The 17,139-nt window shown below is 38.5% G+C and carries 13 protein-coding genes; 7 read left to right on the top strand and 6 right to left on the bottom strand.

All coding sequences use genetic code 11. The annotated features are described in order from the left end of the window. Positions 1 to 229 precede the first annotated feature (229 nt). The 5 genes from addB (at position 230) to JOC83_RS07305 (ending at position 12,447) form a co-directional block, all read left to right on the top strand. On the top strand, positions 230 to 3,730 hold the full coding sequence (gene addB / locus JOC83_RS07325; protein WP_205185796.1) for a helicase-exonuclease AddAB subunit AddB: 3,501 nt from the start codon (positions 230 to 232) through the stop codon (positions 3,728 to 3,730). Further along, positions 3,723 to 7,466, top strand: a complete 3,744-nt coding sequence (gene addA, locus JOC83_RS07320; RefSeq protein WP_378913242.1) for a helicase-exonuclease AddAB subunit AddA — start codon at positions 3,723 to 3,725, stop codon at positions 7,464 to 7,466. The genes addB and addA overlap by 8 nt, the downstream gene beginning before the upstream one ends. Positions 7,467 to 7,548: 82 nt before the next feature. Next, entirely contained in the window at positions 7,549 to 8,721 is a 1,173-nt protein-coding gene (locus JOC83_RS07315) for an exonuclease SbcCD subunit D (RefSeq protein WP_205185795.1), read from the top strand. Between the two features lie 3 nt (positions 8,722 to 8,724). Further along, positions 8,725 to 12,120 carry an AAA family ATPase gene (locus JOC83_RS07310; RefSeq protein WP_205185793.1) on the top strand — a complete coding sequence of 1,132 codons (3,396 nt, stop codon included), beginning with the start codon at positions 8,725 to 8,727 and terminating at the stop codon, positions 12,118 to 12,120. A 21-nt stretch (positions 12,121 to 12,141) separates the two neighbouring features. Then, positions 12,142 to 12,447, top strand: a complete 306-nt coding sequence (locus JOC83_RS07305) for an HNH endonuclease (RefSeq protein WP_205185791.1) — start codon at positions 12,142 to 12,144, stop codon at positions 12,445 to 12,447. Positions 12,448 to 12,497: 50 nt separating this feature from the next. On the opposite strand, the gene JOC83_RS07300 is transcribed toward JOC83_RS07305, so the two are convergent. From JOC83_RS07300 to JOC83_RS07275, 6 genes are read right to left on the bottom strand one after another with little or no spacing between them, the layout of a single operon-like run. Then, positions 12,498 to 12,716, bottom strand: a complete 219-nt coding sequence (locus JOC83_RS07300) for a spore germination protein (protein WP_110114340.1) — start codon at positions 12,714 to 12,716, stop codon at positions 12,498 to 12,500. A gap of 21 nt (positions 12,717 to 12,737) precedes the next feature. Then, positions 12,738 to 13,202: a spore germination protein GerPE gene (locus tag JOC83_RS07295; RefSeq protein WP_205185789.1), complete on the bottom strand. Its 465-nt coding sequence runs from the start codon at positions 13,200 to 13,202 to the stop codon at positions 12,738 to 12,740. A 15-nt stretch (positions 13,203 to 13,217) separates the two neighbouring features. Further along, on the bottom strand, positions 13,218 to 13,394 hold the full coding sequence (locus tag JOC83_RS07290) for a spore gernimation protein GerPD (RefSeq protein ID WP_205185787.1): 177 nt from the start codon (positions 13,392 to 13,394) through the stop codon (positions 13,218 to 13,220). Further along, positions 13,391 to 14,086, bottom strand: a complete 696-nt coding sequence (gerPC, locus tag JOC83_RS07285) for a spore germination protein GerPC (RefSeq protein ID WP_205185786.1) — start codon at positions 14,084 to 14,086, stop codon at positions 13,391 to 13,393. The genes JOC83_RS07290 and gerPC overlap by 4 nt, the downstream gene beginning before the upstream one ends. A gap of 51 nt (positions 14,087 to 14,137) precedes the next feature. Next, entirely contained in the window at positions 14,138 to 14,404 is a 267-nt protein-coding gene (locus JOC83_RS07280) for a spore germination protein GerPB (protein WP_205185785.1), read from the bottom strand. 26 nt (positions 14,405 to 14,430) lie between these two features. Next, positions 14,431 to 14,652: a spore germination protein gene (locus tag JOC83_RS07275; protein ID WP_205185784.1), complete on the bottom strand. Its 222-nt coding sequence runs from the start codon at positions 14,650 to 14,652 to the stop codon at positions 14,431 to 14,433. Between the two features lie 251 nt (positions 14,653 to 14,903). Between JOC83_RS07275 and JOC83_RS07270 the strand changes: the two genes are divergently transcribed. Beyond that, entirely contained in the window at positions 14,904 to 16,076 is a 1,173-nt protein-coding gene (locus JOC83_RS07270) for a DUF418 domain-containing protein (protein ID WP_239583422.1), read from the top strand. 159 nt (positions 16,077 to 16,235) lie between these two features. Next, the gene (locus JOC83_RS07265; RefSeq protein ID WP_205185782.1) at positions 16,236 to 17,138 is read left to right on the top strand and encodes a fumarylacetoacetate hydrolase family protein; all 903 of its coding nucleotides are present in this window, start codon (positions 16,236 to 16,238) and stop codon (positions 17,136 to 17,138) included. Position 17,139 lies beyond the last annotated feature (1 nt).

Here is a 17,139-nt window from a genome sequence, read left to right as displayed (position 1 = left end):
GGGTGTATTCATCGCTAACTCTCCTTACTTTTCTAGATGGATTTATCTATTGGAAGGAAAGATTATTGGTGTTTTCATCCTAATTTCAGTAAAATAAAAGAAGAAAAGTTATCGTATTAAAATAAGTGAAAATACTAATGGCGTCACGTTTTTTGCGTGACGTTGTCTATTTTTGGTCTACCTTTTTAGGTAAAATGAAGATGAATTTAAGAATGTAAGGGGGATATAAATGACACTTCAATTTATAGTAGGGCGTTCAGGCAGCGGTAAAACGAATCGATGTCTTAATGAAATTCGGTCAAAGTTAAAAGAGGCGCCACTTGGAGACCCCATTATCTATATTGTTCCAGAACAAATGACCTTTCAATCTGAGTACGAATTAGTTAGCACACCTGAGCTAAATGGAATGATTCGTGCACAAGTGTATAGTTTTACACGCCTTGCGTGGCGAGTTTTGCAAGAAGTGGGCGGAATGAGTCGCTATCACCTTGATCAAACAGGTGTGAACATGTTGATTCGACGAATTATCGAGCATAAAAAAGAAGAGCTTAAAATTTTTTCAAAGGCAGCTGAAAAGACAGGGTTTATTGATCAACTTGAGCAAATGATTACAGAATTTAAGCGCTACTGTCTAGAAGCAGAGACATTAGAGGAAAAGAGACAACAATTATTAGAAGACAATGAACAAGTACTGGCTGATAAATTATATGATTTACAGCTTATTTATAATGAACTTCAAAAGCAGTTAATAGGTAAATACGTAGATTCAGAGGATTATTTACACTTATTAGCAGAAAAAATTCCAGCGTCTCCTTACTTGTCAAAAGCAACCATTTATGTGGATGGATTTCATAGCTTTACGCCACAAGAATTAGACATCCTGAGTCAATTGATGAAAGTATGTCCATCAATGACAATTGCACTAACAGCGGACAAGCCTCATGAAGATTTTATTCCGAATGAACTACACATGTTCCGTCAAACAAGTGAGACATATCGCATCCTTGCTACATTGGCAAATGAAAACGGTGTGGAGATAACGGACCATCATGTTTTAGAAGGACAAAAACGTCATGAGGGCGCACCTGCTCTTGCTCATTTAGAACGATTCTTTGACGACCGTCCGACCGTACCGTTTAACGAACCAACAACTGACGTGAAGTTAATGCCAGCGGTTAATCGACGAGCAGAAGTTGAAGGAATTGCACGAGAAATCTCGACATTAGTGCGCGATAAAGGATATCGCTATCGTGATATTGCCCTTGTTGTTAGAAATGCACCAGATTATCATGATTTACTTGAAACGGTTTTTCGTGATTACGAAATTCCATATTTTATTGACCAGAAGCGGGCCATGTTTCATCATCCGCTCGTTGAACTTATTCGCTCTAGCTTAGAAATTATAACAAGTCAGTGGCGATATGAAACGGTTTTTCGTGCTGTCAAAACGGATTTGCTGTTTCCATTAGATTCTAATTTACACACTTATCGGGAAGACATGGATTTATTAGAAAACTATGTGCTGGCGTATGGAGTACAGGGATCCAAGTGGACGAAAGAAGAGCGCTGGACATATCGACGTTATCGCTCTTTAGATGATAGTGATTTGGGGAAGACAGACGAAGAAATTGAATATGAAAACAAAATCAATGATTTACGAGCGCTTATCGTTGGACCGTTAAAACGTCTTCACCAAGCCTTGAAACAAGCTAAGACAGGCCGACAAAAAGGCGAAGCTCTGTATACATTTCTAACAGACTTGCAAATTCCTAAAAAAATAGAGGTATTGCGCAATCGAGCAGAAGAAGAAGGGAAGCCGCAACAAGCACGCGAGCATGAGCAAGTGTGGAAGTCCGTTTTACACTTACTCGATCAGTTTGTTGAAATGATGGGAGACGAGAACATTTCCATCTCGATGTTTATGAATGTGATGGACACCGGACTTGATAGTATGAAGTTTGGTCTCGTTCCACCAGCGCTTGATCAAGTGCTCGTCGCAAGCTTTGAGCGTTCTCGTTTTTCTAATATAAAAACAACATTTGTATTAGGTGTGAATGATGGTATTATCCCAGCCAAAATCCAAGGTGATGGCATCTTATCAGAACAAGAACGGGAACATTTACTAGAAGCAGGGGTGTCACTTGCACCAACGAGTCGAACAAAATTATTTGATGAATCGTTTTTGATTTATTTAGCATTTGTTAGTCCTTCAGAAGCCCTTTGCATTAGTTATCCGTTGGCGAATGAAGAAGGAAAAACATTGCTTCCATCGGTTATGATTAATCGTATGAAAGAGATGTTTCCACTTGTAGAAGAAACACTTCTGATGACCGAACCGGCAGAATTAGATCAAAAAGAACAGTTGAAATTCGTAACAAACCCATTAACAACAATTGCTCACCTTGCTGGTCAATTGCAAGCATGGAAGCGTCATTATGCAATGGATAACAGTTGGTGGGATGTTTATAACTTTTATGTAAGCAGCCCTGAATGGAAAAATTACAGTGAAAAAGTATTAAGCAGTTTGTTTTATAAAAATGAAGCAAAACCACTTACAAAAGATACGAGTAGTCGCTTGTATGGAAAGCATCTTAAAGCGAGCGTATCGAGAATGGAAAAGTTTCAAGGGTGTCCGTTTTCGCATTTCGCTTCACATGGCTTAAAGCTAAAAGAACGAAAGGTATTTCGTCTTGCGGCTCCAGATATCGGAGAGTTATTTCATGCTGCGCTTAAAATGATTTCTGACGAACTGCGAGCGGAAAAGCGTGAATGGAGTCATTTATCGAAAAAAGATTGTCAGCAACTTTCTTCATCAGCGGTGAATGAGCTTGCGCCAAAGCTTCAAAATGAAATTTTATTAAGCTCAAATCGCCATCATTATTTAAAGCATAAGCTTCAACAAATTATTGAACGTGCATCAATTGTGTTAAGCGAGCATGCAAAAGCAAGTGGATTTGCCCCTGTTGGATTAGAATTAGGGTTTGGTACAGGCGCTGAGTTACCGCCTATTCAATTTCAATTAGATAATGGTTATACAATGGAGCTAGTAGGTCGAATTGACCGAGTGGATAAAGCAGAGAGCTCAAAAGGATTACTTCTAAGAATCATTGATTATAAATCAAGTGATAAAGCGTTGAATCTCGTTGAAGTTTACTATGGCCTTGCTCTACAGATGCTTGCTTACTTAGATGTAGTTGTAACGTATTCAGAGGAGCTGCTTCAAGATAACCGTCAAACCTTACCGGCTGGTGTGCTTTATTTCCATGTTCATAATCCAATGATCAGCACAACAAAAGCTCTTTCGATTGATCAAATTGAAGATGAGTTATTTAAACGTTTTAAAATGAAAGGATTATTATTAGGAGATGAAGAAACGGTTCGCTTAATGGATCAGACCCTTGAAGTGGGTCATTCAAAAGTGGTATCAGCTGGATTGAAAAAAACAGGTGATTTTTACTCAAATTCATCAATTGCAAGTGAAGAAGAATTCACACACCTGCGCAATTATGTTCGTAAAAAGATTGTCGGTGTAGGAACAGACATTACAAATGGTGCAATTGATATTTCACCATATAAGCTAAAAGATAAAACACCTTGTACATTTTGTGAGTATCGTTCGGTTTGTCAATTTGATGAGTCAATGGACACGAATGAGTATCGTCAGTTAAAAGTAGAGAAAGAAGAATTAATTCTAGAAAAAATGAAAGAGGAGGGGGTTAATCATGACTGAAGAGATGATGATAAAGCCAGAAGGTAGTCAATGGACAGATGATCAGTGGAAGGCTATTGTGTCAGCAGGCCAAGATATTTTAGTTGCTGCAGCTGCAGGTTCTGGTAAAACAGCGGTCTTAGTAGAGCGAATCATTCGCAAGTTGCTTTCAACAGACAATCTAATTGATGTGGATCGTTTGCTTGTTGTTACATTTACGAATGCTTCAGCAGCGGAGATGAGAGGACGTATTGGAGAAGCGTTAGAAAAAGAATTGAAGAAGAACCCTTCCTCGTTACATTTACGTCGTCAGCTAAGTTTATTAAATCGAGCATCTATTTCTACGCTACACTCCTTTTGTTTGGAAGTGATTCGTAAATATTACTATTTGATTGACTTAGACCCTAGCTTTCGAATTGCCAATGATACAGAAGCTGAACTTTTACGCGAAGAAGTGTTAGAAGAGCTATTTGAAGAGCAATATAGCCTAAAAGATAACCATACATTCTTTGAGTTAATTGATTCATATACGAGTGACCGTCATGATCTTGATGTTCAACTCATGGTACGAAAGGTGTACGATTTTGCTCGTGCCAATCCTAATCCTGCTAAGTGGTTGGATATGCTTGTGAATCAATATGAAGTAGACGAAGATGCCACAATTGATGATCTGCCGTTTTTATCCTTTTTAATGGATGAAGTGATGGTTCAGTTAAAAGGAGTGGAAACCATCTTAACGCAGGCGTTGAATGTTACAAAGCTTCCTGGAGGTCCTGCGCCACGTGCTGCGAACATTGAAGATGATTTAGCACAAATCCATGGCTTACTAGAAGCGTCTAGTCATTCATTCACCGCTCTTCATGAGCAGATTCAACATTTAGCCTTTTCACGGTTGAAGCCTTGTAAGGGTGATGAGTATGATCCACAATTAATCGATGAGCTCAGTGACCTTCGTAAAAAAGCAAAAGGAGCACTTGAAAAACTCAAGTCTGATTTGTTTTCACGTCCCATCCACGGGTATCTGACAGATTTTAAGAAGATGAAACCAATTATTGAAGCGCTTGTTACGTTGGTTTCTCAGTTTGGTCACCGCTATGAATCTGTGAAGCGAGAAAAAGGGTTGGTTGACTTTTCAGATTTAGAGCATTACTGTTTGCAAATTTTACGAGATTCACAAGTCGAAGAGCTCCAGCCTTCTGATATTGCGAAAAAATATCGTCATCAATTTGTTGAGGTACTTGTCGATGAATACCAAGATACCAATATGGTACAGGAGTCCATTATTAAGCTTGTAACAAAGGATGAAGAAGAAACGGGCAACTTGTTTATGGTTGGAGATGTCAAGCAATCTATCTACCGCTTTCGTCTAGCAGAGCCATTTCTATTCTTAAGTAAGTACAAACGATTCACACAGGATGGTAGAACATCTGGGCTACGAATCGATTTAAATAAAAACTTCCGCAGTCGTTCAGAGATACTCGATGCCACTAACTTTTTGTTCAACCAAATCATGGATGAAGAAGTGGGAGAAATTGTGTATGACGATGATGCATCGTTAAAGCTCGGAGCTCAATACCCTCGTGTTGAAGGAATGGAATCTGAACTTTTATTAATTACACAAGATAGTGGCGAGCAAGTAGAAGTAGAAGAGTCAGAGGATCAAGTAGTTGCTTTTTCTGAAGTAGAATTAGAAAAAGCTCAGCTTGAAGCACGTGCAATGGCTCGGAAAATTAAAGAAATGATTCAGAATCGTTTTCAAGTGTATGATCGCAAATTAGATGTGATGCGAAATGTGACGTATCGTGATTTCGTTATTTTATTACGCTCGATGCCATGGGCCCCGCAAATTATGGAAGAGTTTAAGCAAGAGGGGATTCCTGTGTACGCTGACTTGGCAACAGGTTATTTTGATGCTACTGAAGTGATGATTATGATGTCTTTATTAAAAGTCATTGATAATCCTCATCAAGATATTCCGTTAGCATCCGTTTTACGTTCACCTATTGTCGGGTTAAGTGAGGAGGATTTGTCTAGCATTCGTTTGGCGAATAAAAACGGTACGTATTATGATGCGCTCAACGCTTACCTTTCTACGAACTCAGAAGATAAAGCAATCTATCAAAAAGTATATGCTTTTTATCAACAGCTGCAGATGTGGAGAACAGAGGCTAGACAAGGGTCTTTATCTGCACTTATTTGGAAGTTGTATCGTGACACAGGATTCTTTGAGTTTGTTGGAGGCTTACCAGGTGGAAAGCAGCGTCAAGCTAATTTGCGTGCACTTTACGATCGATCTCGTCAATATGAATCTACCTCATTTAGGGGGCTATTCCGTTTTCTTCGCTTTATTGAGCGAATGAGAGATCGCGGTGACGATTTAGGTGCTGCGCGTGCATTGGGTGAACAAGAAGATGTTGTGAGACTTATGACGATTCATAGTAGTAAAGGGTTAGAGTTTCCAGTCGTATTTGTCGCAGGCTTGTCTCGTCAATTTAATTTAATGGATTTAAACAAAGCTTACTTGTTAGATAAAGAGCTAGGGTTTGGTTCTAAGTACATTGATGCAAAGCTTCGTATTACGTATCCAACGTTATTGCAACAAGTGATTCGAAAGAAAATGCGAAAAGAAAGCATGGCTGAAGAGATGCGAGTTCTATATGTTGCATTAACACGTGCGAAAGAAAAGCTTATTTTAGTAGGAACAGTCAATGACTTTACTAAAACGATAAAAAAGTGGACAAGTGTACTTGAACACCGCGAATGGGTTCTTCCATCACACATAAGGGCAGAAGCAAAATCTTATCTAGATTGGGTTGGTCCAGCTCTCGTTCGACATCGAGATATTAGCCCCATGATTAGTGAAGATATGGTTCCATTGGCTACTTCTCTTTATGAAGATGATTCAAAATGGAAGCTGAACGTCATTGAAGCGCAAGAATTGGCTGAACAAGAAGTTAATGAAGAAGTGAAGCATGAAGAGTTAATTCAAGCATTGAAGCAGCAGAAGCCTGTATCCATTACAAGTGAATATGTAGATGAAATTCAAAAACGATTAACATGGTCGTACGCATTTACGTCTGCTTCCGTACACCGCTCAAAGCAATCTGTTTCCGAGATTAAGCGTCAGCAACAGTTTGGAGATGAAGAAAGTGACGATGCTCTTGTACGTAAAGCAAAAGCACCTCTTGAAGACCGTCCGAACTTTCTTCAAAAGAAAGGGTTAACCGCTGCTGAAAGAGGAACCGCTATGCATGCGGTCATGCAGCATATTCCTCTTACGCTTGAGCACACGGAAGAGAGCGTTCAAACGTTTATTGATGAAATGGTTATAAAAGAATTGCTAACAACAGAGCAAGCAAACGTTATTGATGTAGCAGGCATTGTTTCATTTATGATGAGTGATGTAGGTAAACAATTATGTGATGCGCGTCAAGTTTACCGAGAAATGCCGTTTAGTTTAGCTGTCTCTGCAAAAGAAATGTATGCTCATTGGGAAAATGAAGATGAAAACATCCTTGTTCAAGGTGTGATTGACTGCTTATATGAAACAGAGGATGGCATCGTGCTTTTAGATTTTAAAACAGACAACATTACCCATCAATTTGAAGGGGATTTCGAGCAGGCAAAGCCAGTTTTACTTGATCGTTATCAAATTCAATTAACGTTATATGCAAAAGCAATTGAACAAATTATTAAGCAGCCTGTTAGAAAGCGATATTTATATTTCTTTGACGGTGGCTACTTGTTAGAAGTATAGAACATGAACGTAGAAAATGCAGCATGAGATGGACTTTCAGGCTGCATTTTCATTGCTTTATAGAGAAGGGAGTTATGGAGAAATGAGATTGTTGCATACGGCAGATTGGCACTTAGGTCGCACGTTAGAAGGGCGAAGTCGATTAGAAGAGCAAGCTCAATTTTTAGATGAGCTTGTAGAAATTGTAGAAAGAGAAAAAGTCGATGCAATTTTAATGGCAGGAGATGCTTTTGATACGGTCAATCCTCCTGCAGCAGCTGAGCAGCTTTTTTATGAAAGCATGTCTCGCCTCTGTGACGGGGGAAAGCGTCCTATCATTGTCATTTCGGGAAATCATGATAACCCAGAGCGTTTATCAGCAGCTTCACCATTAGCTACTCAACATGGCATTACATTGTTAGGGCTACCGACAACGGATGTACAGCACATTTACATTCCGAGTCAACAGGAGTATTTACGAGTGGCAGCTTTGCCTTATCCATCAGAATCACGATTAAAAGAAGTGCTATCAGAAGAAAATGATGAACGACAAATTCGAAACTCATACGATTTAAGAGTAAAAGGAATCTTTGACAAAATGAGTGAACAATTTACGCCAGATGCAGTAAATGTGGCGATGAGTCACATTTATGTTACAGGTGGCAGCTCAACAGATTCTGAACGCCCAATCGAAGTAGGTGGAGCTTATACAGTGGCTGCAACAAGCTTACCTGCGGCTGCACAATATGTGGCACTTGGACATTTACATCGACCTCAGGATATTAAACGAGCAAATACAATCGCACGTTACTCAGGCTCACCATTAGCCTATAGTTTTTCTGAAGCAAATTACACCAAGTCTGTGACAATTGTCGATGCTCAACCCGGGCAAATAGCTCAGGTGTCTGAAATTCCACTAAGCAGTGGAAAGCCACTTGTAAGGTGGAAAGCAAAAGAAGGGTTAGCAAAAGTCTACAATTGGCTCGATGAAGGACGTGATCAGACAGCTTGGATTGATTTGGAAATACATGTGAAAGATGCACTGTCTATTGAAGAAATTCATCGTTTACGAAAGCTTCATTCTGGATTTATCCACATTCGCCCTGTTTTTGATGCGAAGCCAGAAGACGTAGAGAGGCGCTCTACAAGAGATGTTCCAGTGGAAGAACTATTTAAGAAGTTTTATGAGCGTCAAACAGGTGGCGGGACACCGGATGATGAGCTCGTTAAGTTGTTCTTAACACTTGTACAAGACGAACATACAGAGGATGTGTAGAAGATGAAGCCTATTACATTATCAATTGCTGGATTGCATAGTTTTCGTGAAAAGCAAACGGTCGATTTTGAAGCGTTATGTTCAGGTGGAGTATTTGGTATTTTTGGTCCTACTGGGAGTGGAAAATCATCGATTCTGGATGCGATGACTCTTGCATTATATGGAAAAGTAGAGCGTGCAACCAACAACACACAAGGAATTCTAAATCATGCTGAAAATGAATTAAAAGTATCGTTTACGTTTGAACTAAAGAACGCAGAAAGCAAACAGCGGTACATGGTAGAACGAACATTCAAGCGTTCTGATGATATTCGAGTAAAGTCATCGACAAGCCGCTTTATTGAAATTGGTGAAGAAACGGTTGTGTTAGCAGATAAAACAAACGAGGTTAACCAAGCAATTCAAGAGCTTCTAGGACTCACAATTGATGACTTTACGAGAGCTGTTGTGTTGCCGCAAGGAAAATTTGCTGAATTTTTATCGTTAAAAGGTGCAGAGCGTCGCCAAATGCTGCAACGACTATTCAATCTTGAACAATATGGTGATCAGCTTAATCAGAAGATTCGCTCACAGTTATATACAGTCAAAAGTAAGCTTGACCAAGTTGTAGCAGAACAAGCCGGGCTAGGAGATGCTTCTAAAGAGAAGCTCGTCGAAGCGGAAGAGAATTTTAAAAATAGCATGTTGCTACTAGAAAAGCGTGAAAAAGAATTGTCGGAGGTAGACAAGCTTTATGAACGTCAACGTCAAGTATGGGAATGGCAGCAAGAAAAAGAACAGCTTCATGAAATGTTAGGTACATTAAAACAAGAAGAACAAGACATGAACGAGAAAGAAAAAGCTGTTCAAGAAGCGGAGCAAGCTGAAAAATTAAAGCCCTATTTAGAGGGATACGAACAAGCTAAAAAACAGTTGGCGAGTTACGAACAAAAAGCATTGGAGCTCCAACAACAAATTCAAAAGAGCCAAGAAGAGTATGCAAGAGCAAATGAGCAGTATGAAATAGCCAGATTACAAAAACGAGAGAAAGAACCGCTTTTGCTTACTCGTAAAACAGAGCTTCAGCAAGCAGTGGAGATAGAGAAATCTGTTCAAGTGCTAACCACAGAAGCGAGCAGGCTACAAGAAACAGCAGGCAAGCTTGAAAAGAGCTTAATCGATAAGCAAGAAAGAAAAGTGAACGAACAAAATCGGTATGAGCGTGCTATCTCAAAACAGCAATTATTAAAAGAGCAAGTAAAAGAAGTGATGGTAACAGCAAAGTATCGTGATATGGTTCAAAAAGCTTACTACGACAAGCAATCTATTACACACGTAGATGGAATGTTAAAAGAATCTAAACAAGTCTTAAGTATGGAAGTAAGCGAACTTAATCAATTGACAAAGCAAGTCGAACAAATCGTGCAACACCGCTCTACTTACGAACAAAAGAGTAAGGTGTTATTTTCAGAACTTGAACGTTTATATCATACGATTTGTGAACGAGAAAGTGAGTTTGACTATCTATTTTCAACTTGTGAGGAGCAGCTACAGCATGCTCGTAACGTAGTCAATGAAGAGCGCCTAAAAACGTTAGCTTTTCAACTTTCAGAACAACTTCATGATGGCGAAGCTTGCCCAGTGTGTGGATCAGTAAATCACCCAAATCCTATTGACTTTAAAAGCCAGCAAGCATCTCATACAGAAAATCAAGCCGAGCAACTTGAACAACATCTAAATGAGTTGCGTGAACAAAAATACCAATATGCTTCCATAAAAATTCAGTTAGAACAAGTAGCGCGTGAACTGAATGAAATACTTGATAACAATGAAGAAATTCATAGTGACTTGGCCAAGATAGAGCCATTAGGAGAAATGAGTACACAAGAAATTGCTTCTTATGTGCAACAACTCACTGTAGAGTTAAAATCTCTTCATCAAGATTACTTGCAGATAAAAGAAGCTCAACAAAAGGTTAGTCACCAATTTAAACAAGTTCACCAAGAAGAGGACAAATTACGCGTTCAGCTAGAACGTAGTGAACAAAGTTGTGATGTTAAACAAAAGAAAGTAGATGAGGTAGCTCAGCAGCTACAGGTTTTAAAGGAGCAGTGGAGTAATCAATATCAAGAGCTGAGCTATGATGACATTGAGCAATTACAACAAGTGCTTATGGAAAGAGCGGAGAAAGAGCAAGATTTAAATGAGCGCATCGAAAAGAGCGTGACGTTCTTAGAGCAACAACGTCAACTCATTCAAACGATTGCAAACGAAGTAACAGATCTTGAGCGCGAGTTAACTGAAGCAACCATTACATTGAGAAATAAACAAGAGCTCTTAAAAGAGAAACAAGAAGCACTACGAAAAATAGTAGGAGAACATTCACTTTCTACCCTAATAGAAGCAACGAATCATCAGCTTGAATCTTTAACAAAAAAAGAAGATGAAGCGTATAAACAGTGGCAATATACACAATCAGCTTATCAAAAAATGCAAAGTGAACAGCAGGCCGTCGAGCAGTCGTTGAAAGAATTAACTGAACGATTTGAAGAGATAGAGACGAAGTGGAGAGACTTATTAGTGCGCTCATCATTTGAGACTGTTGATGATGTTCAATCCGCTTTTTTATCTGATAAGCAAATGACTCATTTAAAAGAAACAATTGAGCAATTTTGGGACAAGATAAAACGAGTAAAAGCTGATATTCGTAGAGTGGAGCATCAGTTACAGCAAGAAACGCTTACGAAAGAACAGTGGGATCATACAAAAGAAATGCGCCTCGCTATGCAGCTTGGAGTTAAAGAAGCTGGTGAAATAAAAGGAGCCGCTTATCAAACCGTACAAGATGTAAAACAACGACATGATCGCTTTTGTGAATTAGATAAACAAAAGAAGGAGCATGAGCAGTTATACGAGCAATATCAAAAACTCCAATCTGTTTTTAAGGGAAATACATTTGTTGAATATATCGCAGAGGAGCAACTGATGGCTGTCAGCCGTGATGCTTCTAGTCGATTAGCAACATTAACACGTCAGCGATATGCCATTGAGGTAGACTCTCAAGGTGGATTTATTATGAGAGATGACGCTAATGGTGGAGTGAAAAGGCCTGTTTCTACGTTATCAGGTGGAGAAACATTTTTAACATCTCTTGCGCTTGCTCTGTCGTTATCAGCTCAAATTCAATTGCGCGGCCAATATCCACTTCAATTTTTCTTCTTAGATGAAGGGTTTGGTACATTAGATTCAGAATTACTTGATACCGTCATTACAGCACTTGAAAAACTACAGTCAAATAATTTATCAATCGGTGTCATTAGCCATGTTCAAGAGTTAAGAGCGCGTTTACCAAAACGTTTAATTGTTGAAGCGGCTGAGCCTTCAGGCAAAGGAACAACTGTAGCAGTTGAATCACTGTAAAAGAGAAAGGTTATAGGTGCGATGGCTAAAAAAGATCAAAGAATTGGAACATGTGAACTATGTAGGAGAGAAGAGGTTTTAACAACTGTTCATCATTTAACTCCAAAAGAGATGGGTGGAACGTTTGAACCTACAGCCAATTTATGTATCCCTTGTCACAAACAAATCCATGCTTTATACACAAATGATGAGTTAGCCATTCGTTTAAATACAATTGATGCTCTGCGAAAAGATGAAAAAATGTCATCATTTATAAAATGGATTCGAAAACAACCATCTTCAAAAGTACCGAAAATAAAGAAATCAAATGCGCGAAAGCAAAAATAAAAAGGTCTCAAAGAGGAATTCCTCTTTGAGACCTTTTTGTAACGACCATGTTATGCATTTGCTACAATATTTTGATCTGCTAAGTCTGGGTCAATGGCATTGGTTGCTGAGAAACCAGTATTTGTGTTAATAAAGTTACCGGTGTTAAAGCCACCTGATCCGGCTGCTGTTTTAGAAGCGCTCTTTGGTGAGACATAGAACGTATCTCCGAATGTTACAACACCGCCTCCAACACTGACAATTTGGACAGGTCCAACTAATGCTGGCATAGTCTCCCTCCCTCCTTTCTTTTATTCAGCTTCACCTTCACCAGTGTTCGCTAGTGAACTGTTTATAACGGGTGTAGTATCTTTATCTTCTTCCTTTTTTAATAGTGGGTTTTCACTTGAATTGTTACCTAATAATTGGCGAATGTGTTTAATCCTCGATTCAGCATATACATTACACGTAGAACCGATATGAACAACGGAGGAAAATCCAACCCCAATGATATCGATATAATTGACCCGAATAGCAGGTACTTCATTGTAAGTCGTAATCGCAATAGGGGTAATGGGTAACACAGGTATATCCTCTTTAAAAACAGCATAATCATCAAAATTGCCTTCTCTGCCGTAAAATAACGGATATTCTCTACGAACAGCTAATGCTCGAGTTAATAAAATTAAATTTGTAGAATCACCAACCTGTGTAATGCTAGAAGAAGAAAGAGAATCAATGGTTATGTTATTTACAAATGATGTGCGAGTAAGCATGAATGATCACCTTCATTATTGTAAAGATAGCGGTACATATGGGCCGATAATTAAAGATTCCGCTGGTGTGTCGAAAGTAGAAGCTAACGAAATATAATGAGCATCACCGACTAAAAAAAGTGAGGATGATGCTACCCCAACAATGTTAATATCACCAACTAATAAATCGCGATTGATGACTGTATAATTCATGAGTGACCTCCACCTTTTTTCAATGAATCAGGTAAATACGTTAAAAAAGCATGAATGCCTTTTTGAATGTCTTCGTACATTTTATGTTTGATTTCTTCATAAACAGCTGATTCATTTTGCTGTAGATGAGCCACATCAATTTGCTGTAAATGAAATGCAATTCGCTGTTCAAGTTGTTTTTTTATATCTTCGATAATGAAGTTGTAGTAAGAATGGTCAATGGATAAATTGCGCTCTTGTAAAATCTTACCTATCAACTCATTTCCGTGTTCGTTCAACTCATTGGTTAAATCTGTATGGATAGTAGAAATAATCTCTATTTGTTTAGAACGGTCAAGTGGTTGAAGGCTTGGATTTTGACCAGGAACTTGTGGAGAATCTGCCATTGAGGCAGGAGTTTCCGGTGGAAAGGTAACGGTAGGTTGCTGGCCATTGATAATGACATCTTCTATATTCTCTGGGCTAATTGGGTTTAATCCGATATTTAACGTGCCATCCAATGTATCAATTTTAAGTTGTTCAAATTTATATTCAATTTTTTCAATGGATGTACGTGGTGTATCTTCAAGCTCTTTAACTTTTGCTTGAAGGTCAAATAGCTCAGTTTCTAACTTTTGAATTCGCTCATCTTGTTTTTGAACGTAAGCACCTAGTTGCTGTACGTATTGATAGAGCTGCTGAAAATGGTCCATCTCACTCACCCTCTTTCTCTATATACGTATGGGAAAATGAGAGGGAAGATGTCAAGAACCATTTGGTTGTGGTGGAGTAAGGGATTGAGAAACTGGACCTGGCTGTATACCTGTAGTTGGTAACCCAGTCATTGGAGAAATCGATCCGAGAATACCGGTCTTCTCTGTTGGTGCAGCTTCAGTAAATCCCCCTGTATTAAACAAGTTAGCATTCTCTCTAATGACTCCTACACTACCAATCTGTAACACAGACGAGTTAGAGATGGCGTTCACTTTTAAACTTTGGATACAAATACTTTGGTTCACATAAAAGTTCATAAAGGAACCTCCTTATTCATTGATAGTTATAGGTTTCCAGCGATATTTTGATCATTGACGTCTTGGTCGTTTGTATTTGTAGCACTTTGCTGATTAATAACTTGTAAACGATCTCCCGTATTAAACGAACCTGCACCAGCAAATGTTTTCGCACTAGATACTGGAGAGATGGTAAAGACGTCACCGATGTGTAATACACTTGCCGACCCTACACTATTTACATTAACAACTCCGACGATTGCTGGCATAGACGAACACCCTTTTTTTCTTTGCTAGTAACAGCGTATGATTAACTGGGAAAATGGTGAATGCCCAGAAGACATAAAATACGATTGGTCGATGGTTTTATTTGGATTGATTTATAGGAGAGAGGATGGATGTATCTCTTAACCCTTTTCGATATAATGTGAATCAATGCGCGTTTCGTTTAAACGTATAGCGTAAACAGCATAATATAAAATGAAAGCTGATTTAGTGTATAAGGTGTGAGTTTGTGAGAATGAAGAATAAAGAGTTACGTTCAATTCAGATAGAAGACCGAATTGAGATTGTAGATATAGTAAGAGGTGTTGCATTATTAGGCATTTTGTTTGTAAACATGCCTAGTTTTTATTCACCGGATATATATTATAGTGATCAAAGTATTGCAAAAACCTCATTGGATAGGTATTTAAATATTGTAATTGATTTAGTTGGACAAGGTAGTTTTTATCCATTATTTGCGATTTTGTTTGGCTTTGGATTTATGGTTATGTTTGAACAAGCATATAGAAAGGACACACCATTTACCCCTTCTTTTTCAAGGCGACTCGTTGGTCTATTTGTTATTGGTGTTCTTCATGCTTTTTTTATCTGGTATGGAGATGTGTTGATTCTTTATGCGCTTTGTGGATTGTTATTATTAATTTTTCAAGAGGCAAGAAGTCAAGTGCTTCTAACTTGGGCGACTATCTTATGGGTGATCCCAACTCTTATTATGAGTGTACTTTTACTTGTAGCAACTTTTCATAATCAAGAATCTGCTGTTGTAGGATTGAACCAACAATTGATTGAACAATCCTATGCAGTTTATGGAAATGGAACGTTTATGGATATTCTTTCACAACGAGCTATGGACTGGTATTACATTCATAATATGAGTACGATTCCGTTTTTGGTTTTATCCATTTTTCCGATGTTTCTTCTCGGCGCTTATATGGCAAAAGAGAAATGGTTTCATTATTCAGAGGATCGAATTGTTCTCCTGAAATGGATTACGCTCCTTTCATTTTTAACATTTTTACTGTTTAAAGTAATGCCTTACATATTCGGTCGAAATCTATTTACTGATTATGTACAAGATAATATAGGAGGTCCAGCGGGCACTCTTTTTTATCTTGGTTCTTTACTACTAATCTCGAAATCTCCTTTTATTCAGACGTTATTGAAGCCATTTGTAGCAGTAGGACGACTTTCTCTAAGCAATTATCTAGTACAATCGCTTATTTGTACGTTCATTTTTTATAACTACGGATTAGGATTATACGGCAAAATAACAGCTGCGCAAGGAATAATGATAGCGATTATGATCTTTTTTGTTCAAATGCTGATTAGCAACATGTGGATTAAGTTTTATTCGCATGGACCGATTGAACGAGTGCTACGTTCCATTACGTATTGGAAAAAACGTTAAGAGAGGTATGTGAGAATACCTCTTTTTAAGTGCTTGTATATAGACCCATTAATCTAGAAAACTAGCCTCCAACTTGTTAGAAAGCGACAATCAAACAAAGGAAGAGGAGTTTCAAGGAATTTGTCGAAGGAAGAGGAGAGATGACAAGGAGGAATGGAAATGAGGTTTGTAACAGCTATTTATCAAGGTCGAGAATTTATAGGGGTACAACAAGAAAAGACGATTATCGATTTACAAAGAGCGGAAGAGAAGCAATTAGGCACAACAGATATCCCTCAATGTATGATTCGATTTATTGAGTTGTATGAGCTTTTAGAAGAAAAGATTAAATCGATTATGGAAGTACAAGATGATGGTGTAAATGTGGAAAGAGGTGTGTACGCACAAGAGCAGGTGACAATCATTGCACCTATCCCAAGACCTCGTAAAAATATTTTTTGTGTAGGGAAAAACTATGCTGATCACGCAATTGAAATGGGAAGTAAAGATGATATTCCCTCCCACATTATGCTTTTTTCAAAAGCGCCTACATCTGTCGTTGGTCATGAGCAAGTCATTTTACACCATAAGCATATAACGCAAGAGTTAGATTATGAAGGTGAGTTAGCTGTTATTATTGGAAAAGAGGGCACACGAATTAAACAAGAAGATGCAATGTCTTATGTGTTTGGATATACAATTGTAAACGACGTAACGGCTCGAGATCTGCAAGCAAAGCACAAGCAGTTCTTACTAGGGAAGAGCTTAGATACATCTTGTCCGATGGGACCTGTTATTGTGCATAAATCAATAATTAAAGCGCCTCATCATCTACATATTGAAACGAGAGTAAACGGTCAAGTGCGTCAAAAAGGAAATACAGAACAGTTTATCTTCTCAATTGAAGAAATAATTTCAGTCATCTCACAAGGAATGACGTTAGAGCCGGGTGATATTATTGCAACTGGTACACCAGCAGGCGTAGGAAAAGGATTTAATCCTCCTAAATTTTTAAAACCAGGTGATGCGATTGAGATCTCTATTGAGTCGATTGGGACGCTGCGTAACACAATCGAACGGTAAA

It is taken from the genome of Priestia iocasae, assembly GCF_016909075.1.
Lineage (GTDB): Bacteria > Bacillota > Bacilli > Bacillales > Bacillaceae_H > Priestia > Priestia iocasae.
This window is presented reverse-complemented; position numbering and strand designations above follow the sequence as displayed.